31 protein-coding genes are annotated in these 25,287 nt (G+C 62.2%); 13 read left to right on the forward strand and 18 right to left on the reverse strand.

Translation table 11 applies throughout. The features are described 5' to 3' along the window. Window positions 1-446: 446 nt before the first annotated feature. From CS1GBM3_RS17390 to CS1GBM3_RS17410, 5 genes are all read right to left on the reverse strand, one after another. A complete protein-coding gene (locus tag CS1GBM3_RS17390) occupies window positions 447-881 on the reverse strand; it encodes a CBS domain-containing protein (protein ID WP_072396817.1) in 435 nt (144 codons plus the stop codon). Further along, a complete protein-coding gene (locus CS1GBM3_RS17395; RefSeq protein WP_072396819.1) occupies window positions 878-1,762 on the reverse strand; it encodes a cytidylate kinase family protein in 885 nt (294 codons plus the stop codon). The genes CS1GBM3_RS17390 and CS1GBM3_RS17395 overlap by 4 nt, the downstream gene beginning before the upstream one ends. Before the next feature lie 59 nt (window positions 1,763-1,821). Further along, a complete protein-coding gene (locus CS1GBM3_RS17400) occupies window positions 1,822-2,295 on the reverse strand; it encodes an aminoacyl-tRNA deacylase (protein WP_072396821.1) in 474 nt (157 codons plus the stop codon). 515 nt (window positions 2,296-2,810) lie between these two features. Next, on the reverse strand, window positions 2,811-4,208 hold the full coding sequence (locus tag CS1GBM3_RS17405; protein ID WP_072396823.1) for a sensor histidine kinase: 1,398 nt from the start codon (window positions 4,206-4,208) through the stop codon (window positions 2,811-2,813). Next, a complete protein-coding gene (locus CS1GBM3_RS17410; protein ID WP_072396825.1) occupies window positions 4,205-4,927 on the reverse strand; it encodes a response regulator in 723 nt (240 codons plus the stop codon). The genes CS1GBM3_RS17405 and CS1GBM3_RS17410 overlap by 4 nt, the downstream gene beginning before the upstream one ends. Window positions 4,928-5,097: 170 nt before the next feature. On the opposite strand from CS1GBM3_RS17410, the gene CS1GBM3_RS17415 reads away from it, so the two are divergent. From CS1GBM3_RS17415 to CS1GBM3_RS20275, 4 genes are all read left to right on the forward strand, one after another. Continuing rightward, a complete protein-coding gene (locus CS1GBM3_RS17415; RefSeq protein ID WP_083567723.1) occupies window positions 5,098-5,439 on the forward strand; it encodes a hypothetical protein in 342 nt (113 codons plus the stop codon). Between the two features lie 394 nt (window positions 5,440-5,833). Beyond that, the gene (locus CS1GBM3_RS17420) at window positions 5,834-6,292 is read left to right on the forward strand and encodes a cysteine rich repeat-containing protein (protein WP_072396827.1); all 459 of its coding nucleotides are present in this window, start codon (window positions 5,834-5,836) and stop codon (window positions 6,290-6,292) included. Window positions 6,293-6,380: 88 nt separating this feature from the next. Beyond that, a complete protein-coding gene (locus tag CS1GBM3_RS17425; RefSeq protein ID WP_072396829.1) occupies window positions 6,381-6,803 on the forward strand; it encodes a hypothetical protein in 423 nt (140 codons plus the stop codon). Window positions 6,804-6,827: 24 nt separating this feature from the next. Continuing rightward, window positions 6,828-6,950 (forward strand): site-specific integrase, encoded by a 123-nt coding sequence (locus CS1GBM3_RS20275; protein ID WP_280173506.1) that lies wholly within the window; start codon window positions 6,828-6,830, stop codon window positions 6,948-6,950. Between the two features lie 127 nt (window positions 6,951-7,077). Here CS1GBM3_RS20275 and nhaA read toward each other — a convergent pair whose 3' ends face one another. The 5 genes from nhaA to CS1GBM3_RS17450 all read right to left on the reverse strand — a co-directional run bounded on the left by nhaA (window position 7,078) and on the right by CS1GBM3_RS17450 (window position 11,475). Next, window positions 7,078-8,442, reverse strand: a complete 1,365-nt coding sequence (gene nhaA, locus CS1GBM3_RS17430) for a Na+/H+ antiporter NhaA (protein ID WP_072396831.1) — start codon at window positions 8,440-8,442, stop codon at window positions 7,078-7,080. Window positions 8,443-8,869: 427 nt separating this feature from the next. Next, on the reverse strand, window positions 8,870-9,604 hold the full coding sequence (arsH, locus tag CS1GBM3_RS17435) for an arsenical resistance protein ArsH (protein WP_072396833.1): 735 nt from the start codon (window positions 9,602-9,604) through the stop codon (window positions 8,870-8,872). 4 nt (window positions 9,605-9,608) lie between these two features. Next, window positions 9,609-10,025, reverse strand: a complete 417-nt coding sequence (gene arsC, locus CS1GBM3_RS17440; RefSeq protein WP_072396835.1) for an arsenate reductase (glutaredoxin) — start codon at window positions 10,023-10,025, stop codon at window positions 9,609-9,611. Then, window positions 10,022-11,086, reverse strand: coding sequence for an ACR3 family arsenite efflux transporter (gene arsB / locus CS1GBM3_RS17445; RefSeq protein WP_072397638.1), 1,065 nt, complete (start codon window positions 11,084-11,086; stop codon window positions 10,022-10,024). The genes arsC and arsB overlap by 4 nt, the downstream gene beginning before the upstream one ends. 35 nt (window positions 11,087-11,121) lie before the next feature. Further along, window positions 11,122-11,475 carry an ArsR/SmtB family transcription factor gene (locus CS1GBM3_RS17450; protein ID WP_072396837.1) on the reverse strand — a complete coding sequence of 118 codons (354 nt, stop codon included), beginning with the start codon at window positions 11,473-11,475 and terminating at the stop codon, window positions 11,122-11,124. 171 nt (window positions 11,476-11,646) lie between these two features. Between CS1GBM3_RS17450 and CS1GBM3_RS17455 the strand changes: the two genes are divergently transcribed. Both CS1GBM3_RS17455 and CS1GBM3_RS17460 read left to right on the forward strand, forming a co-directional pair. Then, entirely contained in the window at window positions 11,647-12,162 is a 516-nt protein-coding gene (locus tag CS1GBM3_RS17455) for an arsenate reductase ArsC (protein WP_072396839.1), read from the forward strand. A gap of 19 nt (window positions 12,163-12,181) precedes the next feature. Beyond that, the gene (locus CS1GBM3_RS17460; protein WP_072396841.1) at window positions 12,182-13,087 is read left to right on the forward strand and encodes a metalloregulator ArsR/SmtB family transcription factor; all 906 of its coding nucleotides are present in this window, start codon (window positions 12,182-12,184) and stop codon (window positions 13,085-13,087) included. A gap of 125 nt (window positions 13,088-13,212) precedes the next feature. On the opposite strand, the gene CS1GBM3_RS17465 is transcribed toward CS1GBM3_RS17460, so the two are convergent. After that, complete coding sequence (locus CS1GBM3_RS17465) at window positions 13,213-13,656, reverse strand: YbhB/YbcL family Raf kinase inhibitor-like protein (RefSeq protein WP_072396843.1); 444 nt, start codon at window positions 13,654-13,656, stop codon at window positions 13,213-13,215. Between the two features lie 105 nt (window positions 13,657-13,761). On the opposite strand from CS1GBM3_RS17465, the gene CS1GBM3_RS17470 reads away from it, so the two are divergent. From CS1GBM3_RS17470 to CS1GBM3_RS17480, 3 genes are all read left to right on the forward strand, one after another. Next, window positions 13,762-15,336: a GMC oxidoreductase gene (locus CS1GBM3_RS17470; protein WP_072396845.1), complete on the forward strand. Its 1,575-nt coding sequence runs from the start codon at window positions 13,762-13,764 to the stop codon at window positions 15,334-15,336. Between the two features lie 53 nt (window positions 15,337-15,389). Beyond that, window positions 15,390-15,770 carry a hypothetical protein gene (locus CS1GBM3_RS17475; protein ID WP_139247960.1) on the forward strand — a complete coding sequence of 127 codons (381 nt, stop codon included), beginning with the start codon at window positions 15,390-15,392 and terminating at the stop codon, window positions 15,768-15,770. A 254-nt stretch (window positions 15,771-16,024) separates the two neighbouring features. Next, on the forward strand, window positions 16,025-17,941 hold the full coding sequence (locus tag CS1GBM3_RS17480; RefSeq protein ID WP_072396849.1) for an acyltransferase family protein: 1,917 nt from the start codon (window positions 16,025-16,027) through the stop codon (window positions 17,939-17,941). Between the two features lie 14 nt (window positions 17,942-17,955). Here CS1GBM3_RS17480 and CS1GBM3_RS17485 read toward each other — a convergent pair whose 3' ends face one another. After that, window positions 17,956-18,168, reverse strand: coding sequence for a hypothetical protein (locus tag CS1GBM3_RS17485; protein WP_072396851.1), 213 nt, complete (start codon window positions 18,166-18,168; stop codon window positions 17,956-17,958). A gap of 91 nt (window positions 18,169-18,259) precedes the next feature. Between CS1GBM3_RS17485 and CS1GBM3_RS17490 the strand changes: the two genes are divergently transcribed. Beyond that, window positions 18,260-18,772, forward strand: a complete 513-nt coding sequence (locus CS1GBM3_RS17490) for an inorganic diphosphatase (RefSeq protein WP_072396853.1) — start codon at window positions 18,260-18,262, stop codon at window positions 18,770-18,772. A 5-nt stretch (window positions 18,773-18,777) separates the two neighbouring features. Here CS1GBM3_RS17490 and CS1GBM3_RS17495 read toward each other — a convergent pair whose 3' ends face one another. The 3 genes from CS1GBM3_RS17495 to CS1GBM3_RS17505 all read right to left on the reverse strand — a co-directional run bounded on the left by CS1GBM3_RS17495 (window position 18,778) and on the right by CS1GBM3_RS17505 (window position 20,685). Continuing rightward, entirely contained in the window at window positions 18,778-19,827 is a 1,050-nt protein-coding gene (locus CS1GBM3_RS17495; RefSeq protein WP_072396855.1) for an AI-2E family transporter, read from the reverse strand. 139 nt (window positions 19,828-19,966) lie between these two features. Beyond that, window positions 19,967-20,332: a PRC-barrel domain-containing protein gene (locus CS1GBM3_RS17500; RefSeq protein ID WP_072396857.1), complete on the reverse strand. Its 366-nt coding sequence runs from the start codon at window positions 20,330-20,332 to the stop codon at window positions 19,967-19,969. A gap of 122 nt (window positions 20,333-20,454) precedes the next feature. Beyond that, a complete protein-coding gene (locus CS1GBM3_RS17505; protein ID WP_072396859.1) occupies window positions 20,455-20,685 on the reverse strand; it encodes a hypothetical protein in 231 nt (76 codons plus the stop codon). Window positions 20,686-20,808: 123 nt separating this feature from the next. On the opposite strand from CS1GBM3_RS17505, the gene CS1GBM3_RS17510 reads away from it, so the two are divergent. The 3 genes from CS1GBM3_RS17510 to CS1GBM3_RS17520 all read left to right on the forward strand — a co-directional run bounded on the left by CS1GBM3_RS17510 (window position 20,809) and on the right by CS1GBM3_RS17520 (window position 22,813). Next, the gene (locus tag CS1GBM3_RS17510; RefSeq protein WP_072396861.1) at window positions 20,809-20,994 is read left to right on the forward strand and encodes a hypothetical protein; all 186 of its coding nucleotides are present in this window, start codon (window positions 20,809-20,811) and stop codon (window positions 20,992-20,994) included. Between the two features lie 83 nt (window positions 20,995-21,077). Beyond that, window positions 21,078-21,419 (forward strand): hypothetical protein, encoded by a 342-nt coding sequence (locus CS1GBM3_RS17515; RefSeq protein WP_072396862.1) that lies wholly within the window; start codon window positions 21,078-21,080, stop codon window positions 21,417-21,419. A gap of 251 nt (window positions 21,420-21,670) precedes the next feature. Then, complete coding sequence (locus CS1GBM3_RS17520; RefSeq protein ID WP_072396863.1) at window positions 21,671-22,813, forward strand: serine hydrolase domain-containing protein; 1,143 nt, start codon at window positions 21,671-21,673, stop codon at window positions 22,811-22,813. 14 nt (window positions 22,814-22,827) lie between these two features. On the opposite strand, the gene CS1GBM3_RS17525 is transcribed toward CS1GBM3_RS17520, so the two are convergent. Genes CS1GBM3_RS17525 through CS1GBM3_RS17535 form a run of 3 tightly spaced genes read right to left on the reverse strand, consistent with a single transcriptional unit; the run spans window position 22,828 to window position 25,283 of the window. Beyond that, window positions 22,828-23,106, reverse strand: coding sequence for a DUF1467 family protein (locus CS1GBM3_RS17525; protein WP_072396864.1), 279 nt, complete (start codon window positions 23,104-23,106; stop codon window positions 22,828-22,830). 19 nt (window positions 23,107-23,125) lie between these two features. Beyond that, complete coding sequence (gene mce, locus CS1GBM3_RS17530) at window positions 23,126-23,530, reverse strand: methylmalonyl-CoA epimerase (RefSeq protein ID WP_072396865.1); 405 nt, start codon at window positions 23,528-23,530, stop codon at window positions 23,126-23,128. Window positions 23,531-23,570: 40 nt separating this feature from the next. Beyond that, window positions 23,571-25,283, reverse strand: a complete 1,713-nt coding sequence (locus CS1GBM3_RS17535) for a ribonuclease J (protein WP_072396866.1) — start codon at window positions 25,281-25,283, stop codon at window positions 23,571-23,573. Between the last annotated feature and the right edge of the window lie 4 nt (window positions 25,284-25,287).

The following is a 25,287-nucleotide window of genomic DNA, read 5'->3' on the forward strand; positions in this document are numbered from 1 at the left end:
GCTCTCGGTTCACGTTCCGGTCTGCTCTAGCTGAGCACCGTGGCGATCAATATTGTTGAAATGTCACTCTCTGCTCGCACTCCGGCTGCGGCGCGACTCATGGAAAATCAAACCGCCACGACGTTCGCGAGGTCGAGACTGCGAACCTCGCCACAGTGGATGCAAATCGGTCCGATAGCTCAGATAGAACGTCCGTTAGCCGAGAAAAGCGGTCGTCGGCTTGCAGGGCCGGGGGGCTGTTCGCATCCGCGGGATCATGTCCCTAAGTCGCTCAAGCGCAGACATTCGTCGTTACACTCTCCACGAGGCCAACGGCAATGCGGCCACGGGGGCCAGCATGCGCATCTCGGGCATCGAGCCCGAGAAAGCAATCATGACTTTTCGACAAGAAGCACGACAAACCAGAAATCTAGATTCTTCCACATTTGACGAAAACGGGAAGACTCCTAGCGGTCGCCCTGGATGAAGTGTTCGAGTTGCTCGATGATGAACTCTTTGTCGGCGATGATGGCCTTGACCAGATCTCCAATGGAGACAATTCCGACAACTGTCTTGCGATCCAGCACCGGAAGATGGCGCACGGTGCGGGCCGTCATGATCGCGAGACACTCCTCAACAGTCTGGTCCGGCCGCGCGCATATCACGCGCTTCGACATGACCTCGCTGACCGGTGTGTCGAGCGACGTTCGCCCCATGAGAACGATCTTGCGGGCATAGTCCCGCTCCGTGAAGATGCCTGAGAGATGCCCCTCGTTTGAGACGACGAGCGCACCGACATTTTGCTCCGCCATCAATCTCAGCGCATCGAGCACGCGGCTTCCAGGCGCAACGTGGTGCACCTTGCGCCCTTTCTCGTTGAGTACGTGCTGAACGGTGATCATGTCGGCCCTTGTCCTTGGGGTGCCGCGCGGCTGATGGATTGGTCCTGCGTGGCCGCGTGCGGGACGAAGGCGACATAGGCGACCTTGCTCTCGACGCCCGTAACGCCCTTCACGCCCTGTAGCAGACGGATCGCGTCGACGATCATTTTCTCGTCCGTCGAGCCGCCGGAAAGCAGAACCTTCCCATTGCAGACGTTCACCTCGAAGCCGTTCTGGAGCGATTTCGACCCGAACCGTTGATCCATGGCCTGCCTAGCCCGGGCAAGGATCAGCTGGTCAATGAGGGCACTGCGGGAAAGCTCCGTCTCGCAGAACGCTTCCTCCTCCGCGAGTTCGGCGATATGTGCGACGCACGCAGCGACCGGCACCCGCGCTGTGTTGAGGACCAAGGCATAGTTTTCGGCCTCGCTCCAGTGATCGATCCCAAACAGCTGTTGCATCGTACCGTTGTGCGCCGCATCGCTACGCTCGATCTCGCGCCGGGCACGCATCGCGTCCACGAAGCCCAAGCGGTTCATCACCACTTGTTCGCGGAAGACCATCGGCGCCGTGATACGCACGCAGATCACGTGTGGGATGTCCTTGAGGAGGTGCGTGGCGCCCCAACCCCGAATCAAGATGTTTCCTCTTGCTGCGAGTTCGATGATCTCCTGCGCGGTGCAGCGCGAGACGCTCGTTCTATCGAGTTTCCACCGCTCCCACAGCGATGCCTCCCCCTCGAGCAGGCGATGGACGTCGCTTTCCGAAAGGCCAGCACGTTCCGCGATGTCGTGTTCGACCAGCTCATGGTGGATAACGGTCAATCCAAGCCGCTCGGCGACGCCCGCGGCCACGTCGCCACCGCGCGTCCCCATTTCCCGTGTCATGGCGATAACGGCCATCGGTAGCCTCCCTTCGAATGGCGCGTCTCTGCTGAGAGCGCCCGCCCAGGCCTAGTGCGTCAGTGAAGTGGCGCGCTGAACCGGGCGTGTGGCACGCTCGACATCAGCCGGTGGAACTCGCGCCCCGTGACGTGCACCAGCGTGCAGTGATCTCCGCCCTCGAAGTAAATGTGCTCGAAGCCTTCGAGGCTGTCGTCCATGACTGCCTGGAGCCCATATGCGCTCGCCACTGGCGGAACCGAGCCCGGCTCGCAGTCAGCAAACACGCTTGTGACCTCCTCCTCGGTGGCGAGCCCAATTGGCTGATCGAGCCACTCGCCGAGCTCGCTGAGGCCGACCTTGCGAGACGCGGGCACAATGGCAAGCAGGTAGCCATCGCGGCGCCGGAGCAGGATGCCCTTCGCCAGGTTGTCCTCGGGGATGTGACACACCTGCGCTGTCGCGAGAGAATGCTTCGTAGGCGCGTGGCTCATGACGTCGTAGTTGACGCCGCGGTTGTCGAGAAACTGCTGGAGTGAAAGTGAGATGCCCATGGCGCGTGTCCTCCTCCGGTCATCTGAGAGCAGGGTCTCGGGCGACGGAGCGAGCATGGGACCGTGGCATTATAGACCGGAAAGGCTTGTGCCCGGCTGAGGCCCAGAGACACCGCCCGATCATCGCCGCGGGGGAAGGGCGTGAAAGGCTTGCACGCACTCGCGCCGCTCATCACCGAAGCCTTCAATATATAAGAAATGTAAGGGGGAAGCTATCGGGCCGCAACGACCGCCTCCTACCGCGCCGCAGCAAGAATATGCCTTTTGATTGATCGACGGGCCATCCCAGCAGGATCGTAAGCCGCCTGCCGATCGACGGGGCGGATACGATCAGCGCTTCAGCTATCCACGCCGATTTCGAATAGCAGGGACAGAGAGGCAACGTCGCCTGGGATCGACTGACGAGAAGAGGCCAGTCGCCTGCAAAGGGTAGCAGGGGTTGGATACAATCCGTCCGGAGCTTAGTCGGCCCAACATCAAACTCCCCTAGGCAACGGGAACTTCAGAAAGCCCATTCAACTCGATTCATTTGTACCGAACCCCACCGCCGCAGTCCCGAATACAGGCAGTCGGATCAGCGCGCGCAAGCCGCAGCGCGGCGCGTCGCGAAGCTCGAGCGTGCCGCCATTGAGCCGCGCCGCCTTCTGTGCGATCGCGAGACCCAGGCCAGCTCCGCCTGTGCGGCGATTGCGGGATGCCTCAAGGCGGACGAAAGGCTCCATTACGCGTTGACGCATCTCGGGTGAGATGCCGGGACCCTGATCGTCGACGGAGATGGTCAGCGTGCCGGCGTTAACATGCGCGGATATCTCGGCCGACCCGCCGTATGCGACGGCGTTGTCGGTTACGTTGGCAAGAAGCCTCCGGAATGCCAGCGGATCGCCCAGCACCTGAGCCGCGCCAGCCTCTGGCGACACGCTGAGCGACACGGTCGCGCCCGCGCGGCGCCGATCGTCCACCTCGCGCTCGAGGAGCGGGGCAACGTCGAAGAGCTCCTCCGCGCGCTCCTTCGCGTCGGCTTCGAGCGCCGTCAGCGAGTCGCTCAACAGGCGGCTCATGTCGTCGAGATCGCGCACGGCCTTGGCGCGCTCGTCCGCATCCGGTATCAGCTCCGCCCTGAGGCGCAGGCGCGCCGCATAGGTCCTGAGATCGTGCGAGATGCCGCCCACAATCATCATGCGCGTCCTGAGCAGGTTGGCCACGCGCTCGGTGAGGCGGTTGAAGGCGGATATCAGCGCCCGGATCTCCGGAGCGCTGCGCGGCGCATCCGCAATCGGCTCCGACGTGTCCGGCAGGTTGAACCTGTCGACGGCGTCGGCCAGCTCGCGCAGTGGACGGGCTTCCCGGCCCAGCATGACAATGGTGACGGCCGCAATCCCGAATCCGATGAGACCGGCCCAGAACCCCGGTGGAAATCCGAGCATCGACAGGCTGAGGACCCCGCCCGTGCCGATTACGAGTGATTTTCCTGACCTGAGACCGACCTGGATCTCGACCGAGCCGGGAGACGCCCACGCCAATGCCCGCATGGGGCCTTCGAATAACTCCGAGGATGCCTCGACCGTGACTCGCACAGGCCTGTCGCCAAGCGCCGCAAGGTATCTGCGTGTAATGAGCGCAGCCACAGGCGCCTCGAACCATGCCGCCTCCGTGCCTTGCGGCGGACCGTCATCGAGCCTGACCCGCAGGTCGGGGCTGTTGACAGCGCGCAGCAATGCCGGCCACTGGTCGCTCGGTGTCGTCTCGAGAAGCTCGACGAGCGCGGCTGCCTGATCGGGAAACGGCAGCCGGAAGCCCGTTTCCGTGTCGCGGCTGCGCTGCAGGAAGTAGCCGGCAACGAGCAGCAGTTGCAGCGCGACGAGCGCCGTTGCGACGATGAGAAAGAGGCGCGCGCCGAAGCCTACCCTGATCATGGCCCGAGCTGTTTCACGTGCGGGACGAACAGATACCCGTTGTTGCGCACGGTCGTGATGAACTCGATCTCGGGCGCAACCGAGCCAATCTTCTTTCGCAGACGCGAGATGGTCATGTCGATGGCGCGATCGTAGGGATCGGAGTTGCGGCCCCGTGTCCAGTCCAGGAGCTGATCGCGCGACAGGACGCGACGGGGGCGCTGAACGAAACAGGCCAGGAGCTCGAACTCCGCCGAGGTGAGCATGATCGGGCTTCCGCCCTCCGTCGCGAGCTGGCGCGCATCGAGATCGATAATGAACCCCGAGAAGCCGTAGCGCCGCGTGCGCTCCGCCTCGGCAACGCCGCGTGCGCGGCGCAAGAGCGCGCGAACCCGAGCAAGAAGCTCGCGCGGATTGAAGGGTTTGCCGAGATAGTCGTCGGCGCCCATCTCGAGGCCGACGATGCGATCCACCGGATCCGATTTCGCAGTGAGCATCAGGATCGGCAGATTGCCGCTGCTGCGAAGCCGGCGGCAGATCGACAGCCCGTCCTCTCCAGGCAGCATGAGATCGAGGATCACGAGATCGGGACGGCAGCGTGCGAGAAGCTGATCGAGCGCTGCGCCGCTATCGGCAACCTCAACGGCAAATCCCTCGCGGACGAGGAGATCACGCACGAGGCGATGGATCTCCTCGTCGTCCTCGACGACGGCAATAACTGCATCAGAAGCGCCCAACATGCGCGGTACGCTAGCCAACCAAAGCGGCCGAAAGCAAGGCGTCAGGACTGCCGTTACGCACTGTTACATTGCAGAGAACAAACGCTATCGGCCGTTTCGGCGAGGACAACGGCGCGCAAACGAGGGCGGCTAGCTTCGCGGGTGATCGACACCCACGCTGGGAGACAGCCATGCAGCGGAGCACAGCAGTTCATGCGATTTGCGCGGTCTCGGCCGCGTTCCTTCTTTCCGTTCCTGTATTAACCACGCCGGCCGAGGCCGGCGGCCGCTCTTGGAGCCGCGGCGGCTGGGTCTCGGGGCCCAATGGCCGCACCGCAGCCTGGCAGCGGTCAGGCCACTGCGAGGGCGGCACCTGCAGCCGCGAAGGTTCCTACACGGGCCGGGCGGGCAGTACCTGGACGCGCGAGGGCAGTATCTCGCGCACCGAGAACGGTTGGGAAGGCCAGCGCACGATCGCCGGCTCGAACGGTGGCTCGGTGACGCGCAGCCGCTCCGCGAGGCGAGCGCCGTGATTTTTTTTGACATCGAATGAAGGCCGTAGGGAGATTCATCATGAAACGCCTCGTTTGTCTCGGCGCGCTCGCTCTCATGGCGAGCATCGCATACGCCGCACCTACAGGGGCGATGCCCAGTGGTGGTGTCGCCGGAGCTGCACCGAACCAATCACTCATCGTCAAAGTCCACGGCTGTCATCGGTCGTGCGAGTGGGGAAGCGTACGCGGATGGCACCGGCATGTGGGCGCCCTATGCCGGCCCATCAAATGCGTGCCGCGCGCTGCCTTCCCGGGACGCTGCTGGGTCGACGGGTTCGGCGTCCGTCGCTGCCGCTGGTAGCCCTCGCGTGACGCTCCGTCTGGCCGTCTCGCCGGCTAGGCGGAGCGCCTATCTTCCTGGAGCCAGACCGCCATGACGATGAAATTTCACCTTGCACTGGCCCTTTCGCTCGCCGCCATGCTCATGGTTGCGCTTGTGATATCGGCATCCGCCTCGGATATGGGCCTCACGCGTCAGCGGGCCATCGCGGCCGCGTGCCACTGGGACTATAGGTACCGTTGCTCCAACGCACCCATCGAAAACGGGCTGCGCTGTCTCATGCATCATCGCGTCGAGCTCAGCCCGCCGTGCGCACGCACACTCATTGTCGTCAACGCCATCGATGCGTGTCGTACGGACATGTATCGCCTTTGCGGCGCCATCGTTCCCGGCGCCGGGAGGATCGCCGCCTGCCTACGCTCGAATGCGGATCGTGTCAGCGGGGACTGCGCGCGTGTCCTGCATGTGGGCTGGTTACCGCAACCCGCTACGGTGCCTCTGCCGGGAGGGTTCGGCAGCGAGATCGAGGCCCTGAAGGGTCCCTTGAAGTAGCCGGGGGGCGCCGCTCGACCGGTCCCCGCAGACCCACTAGAGTGTGCCTCAACCAACCCTCCTCGTTTTGGAAAGACCGACCAAATCGATGCCTCGCTTCCTTGCTGTGCTGCTTGGCATTCTGTGCGTGGCGTCACCTGTCGCGGCTCAGGAGATGCGGACGGCGCAGGCGCTCCCGATGAGGCAGGCCTGCGCGCAAGACTACATGCGGTTCTGCCGCGGCGTTCTGCCGGGCGGCGGACGCATCATCGATTGCCTCAACGCCAACGCAGAGCGTCTCAGCCAGACCTGCTTTCAGACGCTCGCGCTGCGCGGCTTGTCATCAGCCGGCGCTTTGCGCGCGTGCACGGCGGACTACAACAGGCTCTGCCGCGGCACCGTGCCGGGTTGGGGGCGCGGTCTTGCCTGCCTAGTCGACAACCTCGACAAGGTGAGCCCGACGTGCCGTAATCTGCTGGACAAGCAGCCGTTGTTCGACGACGAGCCCCGCGGCCCGGACGGCGGACGGTGAGCGCTGCGTCGCACGAAGGCGGTTATGATCTACCGTCGCACCGGCAATCTTCCCACTGTCCAGCTCCTGCGTGGACATTCCAAGATCCAGAACACTGTCCGCTACCTCGGAATCGAGGTGGACGATGCGATCGCGATCGCTGAGTAGATCGATATTTAACGGCAGCATTACCCCATGAGCAGACCTGGTCGGCACCTAAAAAAGGGGCGCCGACCACGGCGGGGCGGGAGTCTGGGATTGAGCGGCGCAGTCCCCGTCTGTCGCCTGGAAGCGGTCACTGCGCTCGGGTGAGGCCGCGCAATTGCCGAATGTAAATGGCGCCCAGGGCAAGGCCGAGTGCGGCGGCGATCAGCGAGCCAAGCAGCACGCCAAGTTTTGCTGCACCGAGCAGGCTCTCACCTTCAAACGCCAGCATCGCAATGAATATCGACATGGTGAAGCCAATACCGGCCAGCATACCAATGAGCCAGACGCCCAGCCATGTCACACCCGGCGGAAGCTGGCTCCATTTGAGACGGACCATCAACCAGGTCGTCGCCACGACACCGATCGGTTTGCCGAGCACAAGACCTAAACTGACGCCGAGTATAATGTAGTTTGCGCCGCCGGCAGAAAGTTCGACACCTTCAAGCGAGACGCCAGCATTTGCGAGCGCGAAAAGCGGCATGATGCAGAAAGCTACCCATGGGTGCAGCGCCGTCTGTACACGCACGACGGGAGGCAGCAGCTCGCGGCGTGCCAAGCGCAGCGTGCGAAGTGGTCGTGCCAAGCGGTGCACATCCTTAGCCGCAACCGCGTCACCACTTCGCAGCTCCTCCGCGATTCGCGAAAGCGCCTCGAGAGGCGTCTCTCGCATAGGCACGGGCAGTACAGGTGTCATCAGGCCGAGCACGACACCGGCGAGTGTTGGATGCGCGCCAGTCGTGAGCAAGCCAATCCAAACCACCGCCCCTGGTACGATGTAGGCGTAGGCGGAACCGACTCCGATCCGCTGCAGAGCGAGGGTCATCATGATGCCGACGGATGCAACGAGGAAACCACTGAAGTCGAGGCCGCCCGAATAGAAGAATGCGATGATGAGAACAGCAATCACATCATCGATAATCGCGAGCGCCAGAAGAAAAACCCTGACGTTGCTCGGGATAGAGCGACCCAATAAAGCAAGGACGCCCACGGCAAAGGCGATATCGGTCGCGATCGGCACAGCCCAACCCTGAGCGCGAACGGAATCAGTGTTCAAACTAAGGTAAATCAGAGCTGGCACAATGACGCCGCCAGCGGCAGCGGCGATCGGCAGCATCGCTTGGTCGAGGCGGCTGAGGGCACCTTCGTGGATCTCTCGACGGATCTCCATTCCCACGACGAGGAAGAAAATCGTCATCAACGCGTCGTTGATCCAAAAATGAAGTGCCTTCGAGAATACGATCTCACCAAGTCCTATCGACAGCGGCAGGTGCCAAAGGGCATGATAACTGTCAGAAAAAGGGGAGTTTGCCCAGACAAGTGCGATGGCTGCCGCAATCAGCAGGACGACACCGCTTGCCGCTTCTATATGCAGAAAGCGCTCGAGTGTGAGGTAGGCCCGCTCAGCTAAAATCTGCGATCGCGGAACTATGCGACGTGGCAATCTCGGGTCCATAGGCACACGTTATCCGCGTGGCGGCCCGACCATCGCTTTCCCTGTCTCACCGCCAAATGCGGTGAGCACCCGTCTGTCTTTTTTTGCACTTCGACCCGACCGAATCAACCTTTGGCACGATGCGTGGCAACGCGCCGCTCCGGTCAGTCCGGCGCACACCCGCCTCCTGGCGTCAGCTAAGCGTCACAACTTCCGTTTGCGGGGGGCAAGAGTGGCGAACCGGGCCTTGCGATCAAGCTCTTCGATTTCGATGTCGCGCACTCGGCCGTGCCTCCGTCTTGGGGAGAGATTTGCGGCGATCGACTCGCGCTCAGATCCTGATGATGCCGGACGCGATGAAGGTCGGTCCTCCGACAGATGCCACGCACGAGGGCGGGTAAGGCAGACCCCAGGGCGATTCTAGGCCACCTTTTTTGGGCTCCATCAGTTAGATCGACCGCTGGTTGACCCGCTGCGACAGCTCCTCAGCGCTTTCTTTGCGTTCACTGTACCGATCCACGAGATAGGGAGCGCGGCCCCGCAGCAGCAGCGTGAATTTGGTCAGCTCTTCCATCACGTCCACAACGCGGTCGTAATACGATGAGGGCTTCATCCGACCAGCTTCATCGAACTCGTTGAAGGCTTTGGCGACGGATGACTGGTTCGGTATTGTAAACATCCGCATCCAGCGTCCAAGGACGCGCATTTGGTTCACTGCGTTGAACGACTGCGAGCCTCCACAGACCTGCATGACCGCGAGCGTCTTGCCCTGGGTCGGACGGAGAGCGCCCACCGAGAGCGGAATCCAGTCGATTTGAGCCTTCATGATGCCGGACATGGCTCCATGTCGCTCCGGTGAGCACCAAACTTGACCTTCGGACCAAGCGGCGAGTTCTCGCAGCTCGCGCACCTTTGGGTCAATCTCAGGCGCGCCATCGGGTAACGGCAGTCCGTGTGGGTCGAATATCCGCGTTTCGCAACCGAACAGCTCGAGGAGGCGCTGGGCCTCTAGGGCCAGAAAGCGGCTGTAGGATTTCTCTCGGAGTGATCCATAGAGCAACAGGATCCGCGGCTTGTGCGGCAGGGCAGTCTTCTCCTCGACATCCGTAGCGCGCGGAAGGCGCAAGGAACCGGCATCGAGGTTGGGCAGGCTGTCAACTGGGGATACGGTGATTTCGTTCATTCCCTTACCTTCCGGGCACCAATTCCCCGTCCTCCTTAGCGAAGTCACCGATCGAAGGATTGGGCAGGATGTCGAGTACGACCTCGGACGGACGGCATAGCTTGACGCCGAGTGGTGTCACTACGATTGGACGGTTGATGAGGATCGGGTTCGCTATCATAGCGTCGATCAGTGCCTCATCGCTGAGGGCCGGATCGTCCAGACCAAGCTCATCGTAGGGCGTTCCTTTGCGCCGTAACAGATCGCGTACTGTGATGCCCATCCTCGCGATGAGCTCGACAAGCTGAGCCCGGCTCGGGGGTGTTTTTAGGTATTCGATTACGTGCGGTTCAACGCCGCTCTTGCGGATCATGGCCAGCGTGTTGCGCGACGTTCCGCACGCCGGATTGTGATAGATGTCAATCTCGGGCGACGCGCTCACAGTACTTGCTCCAAGGGCTGCTTGTTGGATGCCTTCTTGATCCCGGCTTCGTACCAGTCCTTCGAGGCGTTCACGATGTAGACGACCGACAGCATGACCGGGACCTCGATGAGCACGCCCACCACCGTCGCGAGTGCCGCACCGGAGTTGATGCCGAAGAGGCTGATAGCCGCCGCCACGGCGAGTTCAAAGAAGTTGCTGGCACCGATCAGCGCAGACGGGCCGGCCACGCAATGCTGTTCGCCGGCAACCCGATTGAGCAGATAGGCCAGACCGGAATTGAAGTAGACCTGAATCAGGATCGGCACCGCCAGGAGGCCGATGATCAAGGGCTGCTCGATGATTTGCCGTCCCTGGAACCCGAACAGCAGGACCAGCGTCGTCAGAAGCGCCAGGAGGGAGATCGGCTGCAAGACTCCGAGAAGCTTCGACAGGGCTTGCTGGCCACCGCGCGGAAGAATGACCTTACGGATCACCTGCGCCATCAGGACCGGGATGACGATATAGAGAACGACGCTAAGGATCAGCGTTGCCCACGGCACGGTAATCGCCGAGAGCCCGAGTAGGAGCCCGACAATCGGCGCAAACGCAAACACCATGATGGTGTCGTTCAGGGCAACTTGCGATAGCGTGAAGTGTGGCTCGCCCCTCGTCAGATTGCTCCATACGAAGACCATGGCTGTGCACGGCGCGGCGGCCAGAAGAATCAAGCCCGCCAAGTAGGACTCGATCTGATCAGCCGGGAGGTAGGGGCGGAATAGATAGCCGATGAAGAGCCAACCCAGTGCGGCCATCGTAAACGGTTTCACCGCCCAGTTGATGAATAGCGTGACGCCGATGCCGCGCCAGTAGGACTTCACTTGGTGAAGCGCAGAAAAATCGATCTTGACCAGCATCGGGATGATCATGAGCCAGATCAACACCGCGACAGGGAGATTGACCTGGGCAATCTCGGCTGAACCGATCGCCTGGAATACGCCGGGCAAAAAATGGCCAAGCGCAATGCCAACGATCATGCACAGCACGACCCACAGCGTGAGGTAGCGCTCGAAGAACGGCATCGAGGGTTGGGTTGGAGCGGGCTCTTTGATAGCCATCATTTCGCGCTTCCTCTAGTCGCGGTCAGTGCCTTTGCCTTGCGAACTGGAGCCCCACAGAGCTCCGGTTGTCCCTGGCAACAATCTTCGGTCAAAAAATCCAAGAGCTTCCGCATGCCTTCGACGTGAACGGCATAGCGAATGTAGCGCCCCTGCCGCGTCGCATGGATCAAGCCAGCCCTGTCGAGCTCTTTAAGGTGGAAGGATGCGCCGGTCGGTGTCGCGCCGACCTGCTCGGCGATCTCTCCCGCAGGGAGGCCGTTTGGTCCCGTCCGGACGAGTAGGCGAAAGATTCTCAATCGCTGTTCGTGCGCAAGGGCGGCCAATGCGGTCGCTGCTGTGTCAATATCCATACAGCAACAATACAACGATTATTGAATCGTGCAACAGCCTGCTTATTATGTCGATAATTCTGGACAGATCTAAATATGCCTGCTAAGTGCCTAACAGATATGTCTATATCTCACGACATGTCGTTGGTGTGGTTCGCTGACCCCTAACATCTCGGTATTGTGAGGTTTCCAATGACCCGCCCCTTCAATGTCCTCTTCCTTTGCACTGGCAACTCCGCGCGCAGCATCATCGCGGAGGCGATCATCAATCGGTTGGGCAATGGCAAGTTCGTAGGTTACAGCGCCGGATCGATGCCCAAGGGCTCCGTTCATCCCTTCACGCTGGATCTTTTGAAGAACCTCAATTTTGACACGAGCCGCTATCGCTCGAAGAGCTGGGAGGAGTTTTCCGCACCGGGCGCTCCCGAGCTCGACTTCGTGTTTACCGTTTGTGACAACGCGGCCAACGAAGTCTGTCCGCTTTGGCCTGGCCAACCCATGACGGCGCATTGGGGCGTTCCCGATCCTGCCGCAGCTGTTGGCAGCGACGCGGAGCGGCGGTTCTCGTTCTCCGATACGTACCGCATGCTCAATCAGCGCATCTCCATTTTTGTCAATCTGCCTATTGCAAGCCTGGACAGATTGACGTTGCAGAATCGGTTGGATGATATCGGGAGCGCCCCCGCGGGAGCGGCTACGACAGAATGATGAGGATCGACTAGCAGACATGAACGAGCTTGACCGTCTCTCGGCATCAGAAGTTGCCGCTATCTTCGCAGCACTGTCACAAGAGACTCGCCTCGAGGCCTATCGTCTGCTTCTCCGCTACCAGCCGTTTGGGCTTGCTGCCGGCGATATCTCCCGCCTGCTGGCGGTCCCTCACAATACGCTGTCGACGCATATGGCTTTGCTCCAGAACGCGGGTCTTGTGCGTTCTCGGCGCGAAGGCCGATCGATCATCTTCGCGGCTAATCCCGTCCAACTTGCCGTCGCCGAGGCCTTTCTGGATCAGGGGCGGGCAGCGCCGCAACCGGGAAAGGCGTCGGCCGTTGGACAGGGCGAACGGTCATGTTTCCCGCGCAAGCGCTCTGAAGAGGATCTGAGCAAGAAGCGCTACAATGTTTTGGTTCTCTGCACCGGTAACACCGCCCGCTCCATCATTGCGGAGGCTGTGCTCAATCGGGAGGGTCATGGTCGCTTCCACGCCTATTCGGCCGGCAGCAATCCAAAGAGCAAACCTCACCGTCTCGGATTGGAGCTTCTGGCCAGCTTGGGCTACGACACGTCCGGGCTGCGCTCAAAGTCGTGGATGGAATTCTCCGAACCTGGCGCGCCCAAGATGGATTTTATCATCACGGTCTGCGACAGGGCCGCCGGCGAGGTCTGTCCTCACTGGCCCGGTCATCCGCTCGTTACGCATTGGGGCATCGCCGATCCAGTAGCAGTCGCTGGCTCTACCGATGAAAAGCGAGCTGCATTCCAGGAAACCTATCGTCAGTTGATGAACAGGCTTACCGCCTTCATCAACCTACCGCTGGATGATTTGAGCCTCAGAGATCTTAAGGTGCGTCTCGCTGAGATCGGGCGCATGGAAGGGGCCACGGAAATGACCCTTACAGGGCGAGCGGCGTGACCTCGCCAGTACGTTTGGTCGACGAAGTGATGCATCGCTGCCATGTCAGCAATCTCGGCGTAACCGGCCATGAGATGATCACGAGCCACGCCGCCTACGCTAGGAGACGAAAAGGCTAAGCGGCCCTATTTGACCTGCCCGCAGCACTCCTTCACGACTTCGGCGATCCCAATGATTTTGTTCGTGGCACTGAGCGCATTGAGCCGGAACCGGTAAGCGTGCTCCTCGACGCCCGGACAAGGTCCCATGTATTCAGATAGCGACCCCTCGCTGATCACACCACCCGGAGGCGGAACCACCACGCCGCCGCCGTGAGAGTACGCAAGGTTGAGGTCTGTCACCTCGACCGCGATGCGCGCGGTATCGGGAGGGACGCCCTGAACCCGGATCGGCGGAGAAAGGCTCGAGCACGTGTGCGCCTTCTCGAGTCCGATCTCGGCCCGCATTGAGGTGACCGAGGGGGCAAGCGCATAGCGCTGCTTATTGGCATACAGATACGCCAGACCTGCGCCACCGAGCGCGCATAGCGCTCCGAATGCCAGCACCAGAAAGGCCTTGATGCCAAACATGCCTACTGCTTTTACCATATTCATTTATACGACTATAGTATTCTTTTATTGGACTTGTCTCATGTGCTGAATAGATAAAATAAAAGAATAAAAAGACAATGCAAAATGTTCATTGACGCACGTCAGATCGACGACGGAAGCTTAGTCCAAAGTGAAATTTGTATCATTGGCGCCGGTGCTGCCGGAATAGCATTGGCGCGGCGGCTCGCAATCAGCGGGCGGCAGATCTGCCTGCTAGAGTCGGGCGGACTCGAATTTGATGCCGATACGCAATCCCTCAATAGTGCGCGAAACGTTGGACGCCAGTATCACGATGTCGGCACCTCGCGCCTCCGATACTTCGGCGGAACGACAAATCACTGGGCTGGCTTCTGCGCAGCAATGCAACCGACCGACTTCGAGGTGCGCAGCGGTGTTCCAAATAGCGGCTGGCCCATAAGCCTCGAAGATCTGAAACCATTCTATACGCCCGCGCAGGCCGTGTGCGAACTCGACCAGGTGCAGCTCGATGAAAGAGAGACTTGGCCTGTTGCACCGAGCCCGGCACTCGCCGCATTAGATGAGACGCTACTAAGCACGGTGTTATTCCAAAGAAGCCCACCGACGCGGTTTGGCACTAGATACCGGACAGACATCGAGAAAACGGAGGATATTCGCTGCTTCCTGTGGGCCAACGTCATCGAGATCATACCTGACGAGGCGGGCAGGATAACCACTGCAGCCGTTGCGACATTGAGTGGAAAGCGCTTCTTCGTTTCGGCAGCCGTTTACGTTCTTGCATGCGGCGCCATAGAAAATGCACGCGTGCTACTGAACAGTCGCAGCAAGACGCCCCGCGGACTTGGCAATGACGCCGATCTCGTCGGGCGCTTCTTCATGGAGCATCCAGGCTATCCGAACGCATTGCGTATCGTCCCAACGGCGCTCGGCAGCACGTTGCCGCTTGTGGCCGGGGATGATGAGCGCAACTTCCGCAGCTTAGCCCTTTCTCAGCACCGCCTGCGCCAACGGGGCGGCATCGCGATGGGGTTTGAGGGCGAGGAGTTTGAGCCCGCCGTCTCGAGGGCCACAGTGCAAACGGTGCTTGAAAGCCTCCGGCGAGGCCAAGCGCCGTCGGACCTTCCTCATCACCTGCTCACTCTGATGGAACAGCGCCGCGAAGGGATGCGCGCCGTTTTAGAAGCTTTGCCCGGCGGGGAGCGCGTGGCCAAACGCATACCGCATCCTCCGCGACCTCTTATGGTTCACGTCATCGCTGAACAGACCCCGATATGGCAGAGCCGGGTCATGCTGACCGACGAAAGAGACGCCCTGGGCCAGCAAAGGATCGTGCTCGATTGGCGCATTCGCCCCGAGGATGTGGCCGATGTACGCCGGGGAATAGAGGAACTCGGAGCGGAGCTCCGTCGCACGAATCTGGCAGCCGCACAGCTCTTACTCGAACCCGAAAGTGAGCACTCGATCCAGGTGGTCGGGCATTGGCATCATATGGGAACGACAAGAATGTCGGACGATCCAAAGACGGGTGTCGTCGACCGCAATTGCCGGGTTCACGGCATCAGGAATCTGTATGTGGCGGGCGGTTCGGTTTTCGCGACCAGTGGGTGGGTGAACCCAACCCTCACGATCGTCGCACTGGCGCTACGACTGGCCGATCATATCGAGAGTGAGGTGCTATGACCGCGGAGCGCACCTCTCGATTTGTAAGCCTTAGCCGCCGACACGTTCTTGCGATGCTCGGCGCTTGTTTTGCACCATTGTCGTGGCTGGGGCCTGCAACGGCACAAATAGGTATTTCTGAACCGGGGCCCATCGAGCGGATCGCGCGGGCGCTCGGACCGCTGCCGAGCGTCACGGCTATCGGTCGAACGTATCTTGCGGAGCAGGCAACCGCGTTCGCGGCCGACGAAACCGAGGTTAGGCTTGCCCGGCGGTTCGCGGCCCTCGGCGTCGACAGCATGCGTGCTACGCAGCCGCAGCTCGAGCAGGCGCTCAAGCACATGATAGAGACGGATCTTGCCTGCGGCCGCCAGACCACCATCGCCAGATGGGTCGTGGCCCAGACCGAAGCAGATGTAAGCGCCCTTTACGCATGGAGCGTAGTTCAAAGCTGAACCGGAGCGCGTCTCGCCTCCCGTTTGGGAGAAGCGAGGAAACGGCAACACTCCTAATATTGCTTAGGAATGCGGAGATCCCCTCCAGATTGGCAAACACGCGCTGCACACTCAGTTCGCTTTGAATAAATAACTGCACGGTTGCAGCACGCCCGATTCTCAGCTCCATTTGATGATCCCATCCCAAGGGGGGGAGGACCGGCGGGGCACATGTGCCGCTAGCTGGGGTAGGCACCTTTTAGCGGTCGTGGCGTATGAATATCCAGACGGGGGCGCTCCAGGGAACGACCCGCGGCTTCCGCGAAGATCTTGAGGGCTTGCGCGGAGTCTGCGTTGCCGCCGTTGTACTTTTTCACGCTTTTCCCGACGCCGTGCCGGGCGGCTTTGTCGGTGTCGACGTCTTCTTCGTCCTGTCGGGTTTCCTGATCACGCGGCTTATGCTCGAGGAGGCGGCGAAGCAAGGCCGCGTCAACCTCCTCGCGTTCTGGTGTCGGCGCATCCGCCGCATTCTTCCCGTCGCCTCGCTGGTGATCGTCGCGATAACGGTCGGAGCCTGGATGATCCCGGACGCCGACGCGCGAGATATCGGCCGCAGTTTGCTGGCCGCCTCGCTCTTCGTCTTCAACCTGCAACGCGCCGCGGACCGAGCCGAGTACCTCGCAGCGGACGATGAGTACGACCCGGTGCTGCATTACTGGTCTCTCGGCGTCGAGGAGCAGTTTTACGCGGCATGGCCATTGCTCGTCGCGGCTGCGCTCGCCTTTCGAGGACGTACTTCTGCGGCGACGCTTGGGATGCTGACGGTGGCGCTGCTGCTCGGCTCGCTCGCGACGTGCCTCTATCTGTCGGTCAACGACCCGGTCATGGCGTTCTTCGGAACGCATGCGCGCATCTGGCAGCTGCTGGTCGGCGGAGGCGTCGCGATGCTGGATCTGAGGCGGATCGGGTCTTTGGGCGCCGCAAGTCACATCGCCGGCATTGCGGCGCTGGCGCTTCTCCTTGCATCATTCTTTGCCTTGGATCGCGAGGGATATCCGGGCGCGTGGGCCCTGATCCCCACGCTCGCGGCGGCCTTTGCCATCCATGTCGGTGCCGATCGCAGGCTGGTCTCATCGGCGATTCTGTCGGGTCCGGTCCTGCGGTATCTGGGCCGCATCTCTTTCTCGCTCTATCTGTGGCACTGGCCGGTGTTGGTATTCGGCGCGCTCCTCTTCGGACGCGCGTTGCCGGAGCTGTTGGCCATGATGGCAGTGTCCGTCGGCCTCGCCGCCGCGACGTACCATCTCTATGAGAACCCCATCCGAAGAAACAGGTGGCTCGCTGCCTCGCCTGAACGAACGCTGGCCCTCGGTGCCGCCCTCGTTGCGCTCACCGTCTCGTGCGCGTTGCTCGTCCGGTATTTTGGCCCCGACCAGGTTCCGCTCGGCGACGGCACGTTCATCAGCGCCGACGCGATCAAGCAGGATCGGCCCGCAATCTACGGCGACCGCTGCCTGTTGCGCATAACCGATACGGCTTATGGCGACTGTGCGTTCGGCGATCGGGTATCGTCCAAGACGGTGGTGCTGTTCGGCGATTCACATGCAGCCAACTGGTTCACGCCGGTCAATGCCGCGGCCGAGCGCGAAGGGTGGCGGCTGCTCGTGCGCGTGAAGGCAGCATGCAAGCCTTCGGACGTGCCGCAGCGTCTGACCAATGGCAATCCTTATCCCGCGTGCCAGGAATGGCGCGACGCGGTGCTGGCCGAAATCGAAAGCCTGAAGCCGGAGCTCGTCGTCGTCGGCAGCATGAGCAGCAAACTCCCAGTCGATGGCGAGGCGCGAGTCATAGCTAGGCTGGCGGCGGCCGCGTCAGAGGTGGTGCTGATGCGCGATACGCCGTATCTGCCCGAAACGCCTGCCGCTTGCCTGAAGCGCACGAGCGACGCGCTCAGATGTCTGTGGCCTGTCCCGCAGCGCAAGCAATCGTTCCCCGCCACGCCCGCCGCCGATCTGCAACCCAACGTGCGCGTTTTGGATTTGAACGAAAGGATCTGCGAGGGCGGCGTGTGCAAAGCTGTCGTCGGGCGCTCGGTGACGTTTTTCGACAAGCACCATCTGACGAGCAGCTTCGCGACGCGCTTCACGGATGACTTTGCGGCGATTCTGAAGGTGAGCTCATCGCGCGACTAGACCGGCCGCCAGGATCAACGAACGCTATCGCCAACGCCCGGCGCCGACGGTGGCAACCCGGAGCCGACCATCAGGTGAGGGCCTTTGAGCAGGAACACCATGATGACAATGGCGGCAACGACGAGCAGGGCCGTGTACGCCCAGCTTTCACCGTCGTTTGGCAAATGCGAGTGAGAGGTGCGGCGCCTTCTAATATACGCACCGCCGTTTTTCGGGAGCCGAACCATGGCACGCCTCCATTTTGGAGTATAAGAACGCCGGTACGCTCGGCCGTGTTCCTTGATAAGAGTGCTAAATCTCACGATCCGGGGAGTATCTATGCCGCCCGTTTCCGAGCTCGAGCCTTTTGACGACAAGGGCCGCGTCCAGATGGTGGTCGAAACCCCGCGCGGATCCACCATCAAGTTCAAGTACGACGAGGCGAAGGGCGTGTTTACGATATCCCGCAACCTGGCCGCCGGCATCGCGTACCCATTCGATTGGGGGTTCATCCCCGGAACCCTGAGTGAGGATGGCGACGCCGTCGATGCGCTGTGCCTCCACCGCGAGGCCACCTATCCTGGCGTGGTCCTGCCGTGCCGCTGCCTGGCGCTGGTTTCCGTCGATCAAATGAGTTCCCGCGGGCGTGTTGCGAACCCGCGGCTCATCCTGGCGCCGGACTGGCAGGGCACCCAATCGCTCAACGTGGAAAGCGAGCTCAGCGATCGCGCGAAGTCGGAGCTGGAGCGCTTCTTCTTGAACGCCACCCTTTTCACGGACAAGGATGCGCGCATTCTTGGATGGCATGGCGCCGAAGCGGCCGAGAGCTACCTACGCAAATCCACGCGCTGAAAGCCTCACACTTCGACGGTTTTGTTCTTGCTCGCCTCGGCATGGCGTTCGCGCTCGGCGGGGATATCTACGCTCTTGCCGAGCGCTTCGCGCACGTAGAGCCGGCGGATCGCAACATCTGCAACGATCGCGAGCGGATAGCCGAGAAGCAGGCCCAGCGGTCCGAACAGAACGCCCATGGCAACCGTCGCGAAGAGCCCGACCGCGGCCGGCAGCTCCACAACACGGCCGACCACAAACGGCATGATGACGTTGTTCTCGAGCTGCTGCACGACGATCGCCACCGCCAGCGCCGCGAGCATCACATCGAAACCCTGGCCGGATGCGAGCAGAAGCGCCGGAATAGCACCAACGATGGGGCCGAGGATCGGAATGAACTCCGTCAGGCCCGCGATCAATCCGAGCGCCAAGGGCGAGGGAACGCCGACCATCCACATGCCGATTCCTGTCAAGGCGCCGACGATCACCATCGCAATCAACTGCGCATAGAGCCAGCGCCCAAGCGCAAACGCGCTGTCGTCGACGGTCGAGGTAATGGAGCCGCGCCACCGCTCCGGAAACACGGAGATCAGGCCGCGACGGTACGACTGAGGCGCAGCCGCCAGATAGATTCCGCCCACAACGATTAGTACGAAAGCCGCCGCTCCTTCGACAATGCTCGATCCGATCGACACCATGCGCGAGGCGATCTCACCAAGCGCCGTGCCGCCGAGATCCTTCGAGATGTCCTCGAGATTGAGCGCCTGCAGGATCGACTGCAGCGCCGCTGGCGCATTCTGGAGAACGTACGCGGTTTGCTCAGCGAGACGAGAGCCGAACTGCAGCACTATCGTCGCGATAAACGCCACGATGAGCAGCACGACCACGAACAGCGCCAACGGCTCGCGCATACCGGTCGCTTGCACAAGCGGCGCCATCAGCGCGCGCAATGCCACGGCTGAGAGGATCGCGGCGAAGACGAGAAGCAGAAGGTCCGAAAGGGTCCAGAGCGCGAGCGCAAGCGCACCAAGAGCAAAGACGATCAGGACGCGACGGACGAAAATCCATTCGGACACGACATCAGCCTCACGCGGCGCTACGGAAGATGCACGGCAGAAAAAAGCTTGCGCCGCGTCCGGCGGCGCAAGCCCGGTCTAAGGTCCAATTCGCGCCCGGGCGGCGCGGGGATTGGTGGCATTCACGCTGGGAGAACAACTATGAGCCCCAGTACGTCGGTGCGCCATAGTGCTGATGAGTCTGCGTTTCCCAACCGCGATCGCTCCAGGAATCGTCGCTGAATTCCGGCGCGTTGCGCAGTTGACTCTCGGTGATGCCGGTTCTGAATCCCGCAACGCTCTTATCGTATTTCAGCGCGCCCCACGGGATCGGATAGTGGCTATGGGCGAGGCCAAGGATGCCGCCGAAGCTCATCACTGCGTAGGCGACGCGGCCGCTGGCCTTGTCGATCAGAAGGTGGTCGATCTCACCGATAACCTCTTCATTGGCACCGATAACATCGGTGCCGTGCACGTCTTCGCTCGAGATCAGCCGGTGATCGGGATGGGCTGTTGCGCGTGCCATTGTTTCCTCCAACGGTATTTTGTTGTGCTTGAGGAGCGGCCTGAAAGACCACTCCGATGTTTAAATAACCGCAGACATGGGGCTTTTGTTTCCGCGGCCGGTGCGAAGCCAGCGCTGAGCAGCTAGAGCGTATCGCGCGAGCGAGGATCCGGATCGCGCTCCGCCTCCTCCGGTGGAGTCTCGATCGAGTGGTCGTCGCTGTCACCGGCCGGTTCGACGGGGCGGTTCGGACGCTGTGGCTCGTCCGGCTGGCTCGGCAGCACGGGCTTGCGCGGCGGTTTAGGATCAGGGTGTGCGCTCATGTAGCGGAAATCCGCGATCGCTTGCGGAGTTCCTTCAGGCGGAGCACGCATCGACGCCGCTCAAGAGGAAATCAACAACGTTTACCGTTCCCGAAGGAACTGCCTAGCCCCCGAACCGATTGGGAAAAGTGAGTTCGTTGAAAGGAGGAGTTATGCACATCAGGAGACCTAGGCATGGAAAGAAAGCTGGGGACTGAGATAGCGACGACGTTCAGCGCGCGGCTGAAGCGTCTCTATGCCCCGGAAGTCGAGGGATTGCCGCCGCAGATGGTTGCATGCCTGGAACGGTTGAAGCGGGCCGAGCAGCGCAACGCAAACGAAGGCGACGGTCGGGGCTCATCCTCTTCCGCAACACGCTAACGCCGCTCAACAGGAACCTGACAAGCAAGGGTGAGTTGCTGTCTTGGGAGGACCATGATCAAGAAATCAGAAAAGGATGCATCATGACCAAGACCACATCTCTCCTCGCGGTCCTTGCCGTCGCCTTCGGTTCGGCAACGGCGCTGGCGCAAAATCCGGCGGGCAGCCCGGCTGACCCGAGCACGAACCAGAATCAGCAGCCCGGACCGAGCGCCGACAATCCCGCTGATCCCGCCACAGGCTCGGATCCTGCCGCGCGCGTTCCGACTTCGCCGCCGGGTACCGGCGAGAGCGCACCTGCAACGGAGGGGATGGGCACCGGCGAAGCCGGCGCCGATGCTCCAGCCAGCGAGCAGTTGACCCCAGGCACGAAGGCTCCGTCCGATCAGAACCCGGCAGCCGGTACGCCGAGCGACCGCTACTAAAGGTTTACCTGCAGGATCGCGTCCACATCGCGACGGAAAGCTCTGGGCCGCGCGCCCGGAGCTTTTTCTTTGCCGTAACAGCAATGTAATGCGCGATACGCTGCTTGACTGGGCTCGGCCGCCCACCCAAGATCGACCCGTATCAGTGCTCGGAACGCGATAGCGGCGCCAATGCCATGTGGCGGATTAGGACCTTCTTCTCCGCTTTGAGACGGGGTTGCAACCGCGACCTCGGCAGAAGCGCGCGGGTCTTGCTCGCTTCGTTTTTGGCTATAGCCCCTGCCGACGCGTCATCGCTCACCGCCGAGAAGCGCGCGGCGGCCGACGCGTTGGTTGCGCGCTTTCTATCGCGCGTCGACGCGTCGCCTGCGCTGCTCCCCGGCGCGCCGAAGGCCGCCCTCTCGCTCGCTATCGGCAACGAGCGCACACTGCTTCTGGCAAAGGGCTACGGTGACTGCGCGCCGGGCGTGCCTGTGACGGAGCACACGGTCTATCATGTGGGCTCTCTCGCCAAACAATTCACGGCGGCGGCCGTGTTGGATCTGATTGGCCGCAAAGCCCGTCTCCGCGATGGCACGCCGCTTACGCTCGATCTTGCATTGGCTCAGATCTTCGAGGGCGTCGAGCATTGGCCGCGCAGCGACGCCGAGACGGGCAAGCAACCGGTCACACTGCGCACGCTTCTGACCATGACGTCCAACCTCCCCAACTTCACGCGCCTGCCGCCGTCAGCGACCGATCCGTGGGGCCGCATCGCCGCGCCTGAGCTGTTATCGGAGTTGAAGAAGCTGAAGCCGTCCGGCTGGCCGAATACGTTCGAGTACTCGAATACGAGCTACTTCCTGCTGGCGGAGGCGATCGAGGAAGCAGTGGCCCCGGGCGAGCAGGCGCCGCGCGCGCACCGTGACCGCTTGCGGCGAACGCTGTTTGCACGCGCTGGGCTGCGGGAAACGGGCTTCGTCGGCGATTACATGCCGAACACCGTCGTGGCGCCCGCGATCTATCGCAGGAAGCCGGTCTTCGACCAGCCGGATTGGCTCAAGGGCAGCGCCGACATCGCGAGCTCGGCAACGGACATCTATGCCTGGAACGCGGCACTGATGAACGGGCGCGTGCTGCCGTCCGACTTGGTCGCGCTGATGGTCTCGGACGGCGCGCGCGTGACGCCCGATCTCTACTACGGCATGGGCTGGTTCGTAGAGCACAGGCGGAAGGCGGAGATCTACACTCATTCCGGGCATGTGCCGGGCTACACGTCCTACAGCCTTATCTCGGCCGCCTCGGCGAAGGCAGGCGCCCCCGCATGGACGTCGGTGACGCTGCTCGTCAACACGGATGTCGTGGAAGGGCTCGAGACGCTTGCCGAGGAGCTTCTCTACCTCGCCAGCGAGTGACCCTATCGCATTCTTTACCGCGTCACGGCGGCCGGAGGGCTGTTCTCGGGCGGAATGTAAAGCCCGAGCCAATCCCGCTCGAGTGCCGTCCACACGAAGAGAAACGCCAACGTAGCAACGATCGTGTTGATGATCACGACGCGCAGCAGGCGCGGCTTGACCGGTGCGCTCTCAGGCGTGCCCTCGACGATCTCGCCGGCCTCCCCCTGCGTCTTGACGCCGAACGGCAGCACGGCGAACAGCGTCATCCACCAGATCATGATGTAAAGCGCGATACCGAGTGAAAGGCTCATGCTCTGGCTTCTTTCCTTGTCAGGCCTGCTCAAGCTCCGTCAACGTGCCACAGAAGTCCTTGGGATGCAGGAACAGCACAGCCTTGCCGTGGGCACCGATCTTGGGTGTGCCGTCGCCAAGCACCCGGGCGCCTTGCTCCTTGAGCTGGTCGCGCGCAGCGAGAATGTCGTCCACCTCGTAGCAGACGTGATGGATGCCGCCGTCCGGATTCTTCTCCAAGAACTTTGCAATCGGCGAGCCTTCGCCCAGGGGCTCGAGCAGCTCGATCTTGGTGTTGGGCAGCGTGATAAATACGACGGTGACGCCATGCTCCGGCTGCGGCAGCGGGTCTGAAACGACGGCGCCGAGCGCGTCCCGGTACGTGGCAGTTGCGGCAGACAAGTCCCTGACGGCAATGGCCACGTGATTCAAGCGTCCGATCATATTCATCCTCATTCGAGTAAACGCCACGGGCTGAGAGTGCTCAGCCTTTTCCTTCGACCACGCTCAAGAGCACCTTGACAATGGGCTTCTTGCCCCAGGCCGCCGCCACGGCCCCGCGGACGCTCCGGCGCACGGCCTCGGCAACCATCTCGATGTCCCGGCGGCGCTCGCGGGGAATGCTGCGCAGCGTCCCCTCGACCGCGGTGAGCGCAATCTCGTCCATCGGCTCGCCGTCCCCGTCCTCGCCCGGCACGCCATCGAGAGCCACTTGGGGATCGCTCACGAGCTCGCCGCGTCGCGTGAGCGCCAGCGCCACCACGATGATCCCGACGGCGGCCAGCTTGCGCCGCTCGCGCACAGGCCCGTCTCCCGCTGGAACAATCAGCCGCCCGTCGCGGAACAGCCGCCCGACGGGTGCATCGTCGACGATGCGCGCCGGTCCCGGCGCCAGCCGCACGACCTCGCCATTGTAGGCCACCTGCACCTCGGGCACTCCGCACGCACGCGCGAGCTCGGCATGCGCCTTGAGGTGCCGTACCTCGCCATGCATGGGCACGAGAATCTTGGGCCGCGTCCAGGCATAGAGCTCGCGCAGCTCCTCACGACGGGGGTGTCCCGTTACGTGCACGAGCGCGTCGCTGTCTGTCAGGATCTCAACACCCATCCGCGCCAGCGCGTTCTGAATCCACCCGACGGCCTTTTCATTCCCTGGGATCGTGCGTGACGAGAAGATCGCGAGATCGCCCTTGTCGAGGGAGACGTCCGGATGCTCGTTCTCAGCGATGCGCGCCATGGCCGCCCGCGGCTCGCCCTGGCTGCCCGTGCAGAGGCACACGATGTGCGAACGCTTGAGCTCCTTAAACTGCTGCTGATCCACGTAGCGGAACCCTTGCGGCAGATAGCCGGTGTCCACCGCGACCTCGATGGCGCGATGCAGGGCACGCCCCGCGATCACCAGCTCGCGCCCTGCAGCCCGGGCCGCATCCGCCACGGCTTTGATGCGCCCGACGTTGGATGCGAACGTGGTCACGGCAACGCGGTGCGGCGCATTACGGATGATCTCAGCCAGCGATTTCGCGACGTCACGCTCGGACGGCGAGCGCCCGTCGCGCATGGCGTTCGTGGAATCGCCGATGACGGCAAGCACGCCCTCCTCTCCGAGCGCGGCAAGGCGGCCCGTATCGGGCGCAGAGCCGATCACAGGCGTGGCATCGAGCTTCCAGTCGCTCGTATGCAGCACGGTTCCAAGCGACGTGCGGATGGCGAGCGCGCTGCTCTCCGGGATCGAGTGCGCCATCTCGATCAGCTCGACGTCGAACGGACCGACGCTGAAACGCCCATTGAGCGGCACTTCGTGGATCGGGATAGCGAGCCGGTTGCCGAATTCAGCGAGCTTGGCTTTGAGCATGCCCGCAGTGAAGGGCGTGGCGTAGACCGGCACGCCGAGCCGCGGCCACATCTCGACGACGGCGCCGATGTGGTCCTCGTGCGCGTGCGTGATGACGAGACCCGCGAGCGCGTTGCGCTCTTCCTCGATGAAGCGCAAATCGGGGAAAATGACGTCGACGCCCGGGTCGTCCTCGCCCTCGGGAAACGTGATGCCGAGGTCGACCATCAGCCATTTGCGCGCGTCGGGGGGGCCGAGACCATAAAGGTAGGCATTCATGCCGATCTCGCCGAGGCCGCCGAGGGCCAGGAACACCAGTTCGTCCTGCTCGCGGGAGCGGCCACGTTGCGTCTGTTGCTCAGGCATGCGC

It is taken from the genome of Hyphomicrobium sp. CS1GBMeth3 (genome assembly GCF_900117455.1).
Taxonomy (GTDB): domain Bacteria; phylum Pseudomonadota; class Alphaproteobacteria; order Rhizobiales; family Hyphomicrobiaceae; genus Hyphomicrobium_C.

What these genes read in the sequence shown, in the direction of transcription:
- CS1GBM3_RS17390 (WP_072396817.1), bottom strand. Translation starts at nt 881, where the DNA reads ATGATCACCGTTCAGCACGTACTCAACGAGAAAGGGCGCAAGGTGCAC.
- CS1GBM3_RS17395 (WP_072396819.1), bottom strand. Translation starts at nt 1,762, where the DNA reads ATGGCCGTTATCGCCATGACACGGGAAATGGGGACGCGCGGTGGCGAC.
- CS1GBM3_RS17400 (WP_072396821.1), bottom strand. Translation starts at nt 2,295, where the DNA reads ATGGGCATCTCACTTTCACTCCAGCAGTTTCTCGACAACCGCGGCGTC.
- CS1GBM3_RS17405 (WP_072396823.1), bottom strand. Translation starts at nt 4,208, where the DNA reads ATGATCAGGGTAGGCTTCGGCGCGCGCCTCTTTCTCATCGTCGCAACG.
- CS1GBM3_RS17410 (WP_072396825.1), bottom strand. Translation starts at nt 4,927, where the DNA reads ATGTTGGGCGCTTCTGATGCAGTTATTGCCGTCGTCGAGGACGACGAG.
- CS1GBM3_RS17415 (WP_083567723.1), top strand. Translation starts at nt 5,098, where the DNA reads ATGCAGCGGAGCACAGCAGTTCATGCGATTTGCGCGGTCTCGGCCGCG.
- CS1GBM3_RS17420 (WP_072396827.1), top strand. Translation starts at nt 5,834, where the DNA reads ATGACGATGAAATTTCACCTTGCACTGGCCCTTTCGCTCGCCGCCATG.
- CS1GBM3_RS17425 (WP_072396829.1), top strand. Translation starts at nt 6,381, where the DNA reads ATGCCTCGCTTCCTTGCTGTGCTGCTTGGCATTCTGTGCGTGGCGTCA.
- CS1GBM3_RS20275 (WP_280173506.1), top strand. Translation starts at nt 6,828, where the DNA reads ATGATCTACCGTCGCACCGGCAATCTTCCCACTGTCCAGCTCCTGCGT.
- nhaA (WP_072396831.1), bottom strand. Translation starts at nt 8,442, where the DNA reads ATGGACCCGAGATTGCCACGTCGCATAGTTCCGCGATCGCAGATTTTA.
- arsH (WP_072396833.1), bottom strand. Translation starts at nt 9,604, where the DNA reads ATGAACGAAATCACCGTATCCCCAGTTGACAGCCTGCCCAACCTCGAT.
- arsB (WP_072397638.1), bottom strand. Translation starts at nt 11,086, where the DNA reads ATGCCGTTCTTCGAGCGCTACCTCACGCTGTGGGTCGTGCTGTGCATG.
- CS1GBM3_RS17450 (WP_072396837.1), bottom strand. Translation starts at nt 11,475, where the DNA reads ATGGATATTGACACAGCAGCGACCGCATTGGCCGCCCTTGCGCACGAA.
- CS1GBM3_RS17455 (WP_072396839.1), top strand. Translation starts at nt 11,647, where the DNA reads ATGACCCGCCCCTTCAATGTCCTCTTCCTTTGCACTGGCAACTCCGCG.
- CS1GBM3_RS17460 (WP_072396841.1), top strand. Translation starts at nt 12,182, where the DNA reads ATGAACGAGCTTGACCGTCTCTCGGCATCAGAAGTTGCCGCTATCTTC.
- CS1GBM3_RS17465 (WP_072396843.1), bottom strand. Translation starts at nt 13,656, where the DNA reads ATGTTTGGCATCAAGGCCTTTCTGGTGCTGGCATTCGGAGCGCTATGC.
- CS1GBM3_RS17470 (WP_072396845.1), top strand. Translation starts at nt 13,762, where the DNA reads ATGTTCATTGACGCACGTCAGATCGACGACGGAAGCTTAGTCCAAAGT.
- CS1GBM3_RS17475 (WP_139247960.1), top strand. Translation starts at nt 15,390, where the DNA reads ATGCTCGGCGCTTGTTTTGCACCATTGTCGTGGCTGGGGCCTGCAACG.
- CS1GBM3_RS17480 (WP_072396849.1), top strand. Translation starts at nt 16,025, where the DNA reads ATGAATATCCAGACGGGGGCGCTCCAGGGAACGACCCGCGGCTTCCGC.
- CS1GBM3_RS17485 (WP_072396851.1), bottom strand. Translation starts at nt 18,168, where the DNA reads ATGGTTCGGCTCCCGAAAAACGGCGGTGCGTATATTAGAAGGCGCCGC.
- CS1GBM3_RS17490 (WP_072396853.1), top strand. Translation starts at nt 18,260, where the DNA reads ATGCCGCCCGTTTCCGAGCTCGAGCCTTTTGACGACAAGGGCCGCGTC.
- CS1GBM3_RS17500 (WP_072396857.1), bottom strand. Translation starts at nt 20,332, where the DNA reads ATGGCACGCGCAACAGCCCATCCCGATCACCGGCTGATCTCGAGCGAA.
- CS1GBM3_RS17505 (WP_072396859.1), bottom strand. Translation starts at nt 20,685, where the DNA reads ATGCGTGCTCCGCCTGAAGGAACTCCGCAAGCGATCGCGGATTTCCGC.
- CS1GBM3_RS17510 (WP_072396861.1), top strand. Translation starts at nt 20,809, where the DNA reads ATGGAAAGAAAGCTGGGGACTGAGATAGCGACGACGTTCAGCGCGCGG.
- CS1GBM3_RS17515 (WP_072396862.1), top strand. Translation starts at nt 21,078, where the DNA reads ATGACCAAGACCACATCTCTCCTCGCGGTCCTTGCCGTCGCCTTCGGT.
- CS1GBM3_RS17525 (WP_072396864.1), bottom strand. Translation starts at nt 23,106, where the DNA reads ATGAGCCTTTCACTCGGTATCGCGCTTTACATCATGATCTGGTGGATG.
- mce (WP_072396865.1), bottom strand. Translation starts at nt 23,530, where the DNA reads ATGATCGGACGCTTGAATCACGTGGCCATTGCCGTCAGGGACTTGTCT.
- CS1GBM3_RS17535 (WP_072396866.1), bottom strand. Translation starts at nt 25,283, where the DNA reads ATGCCTGAGCAACAGACGCAACGTGGCCGCTCCCGCGAGCAGGACGAA.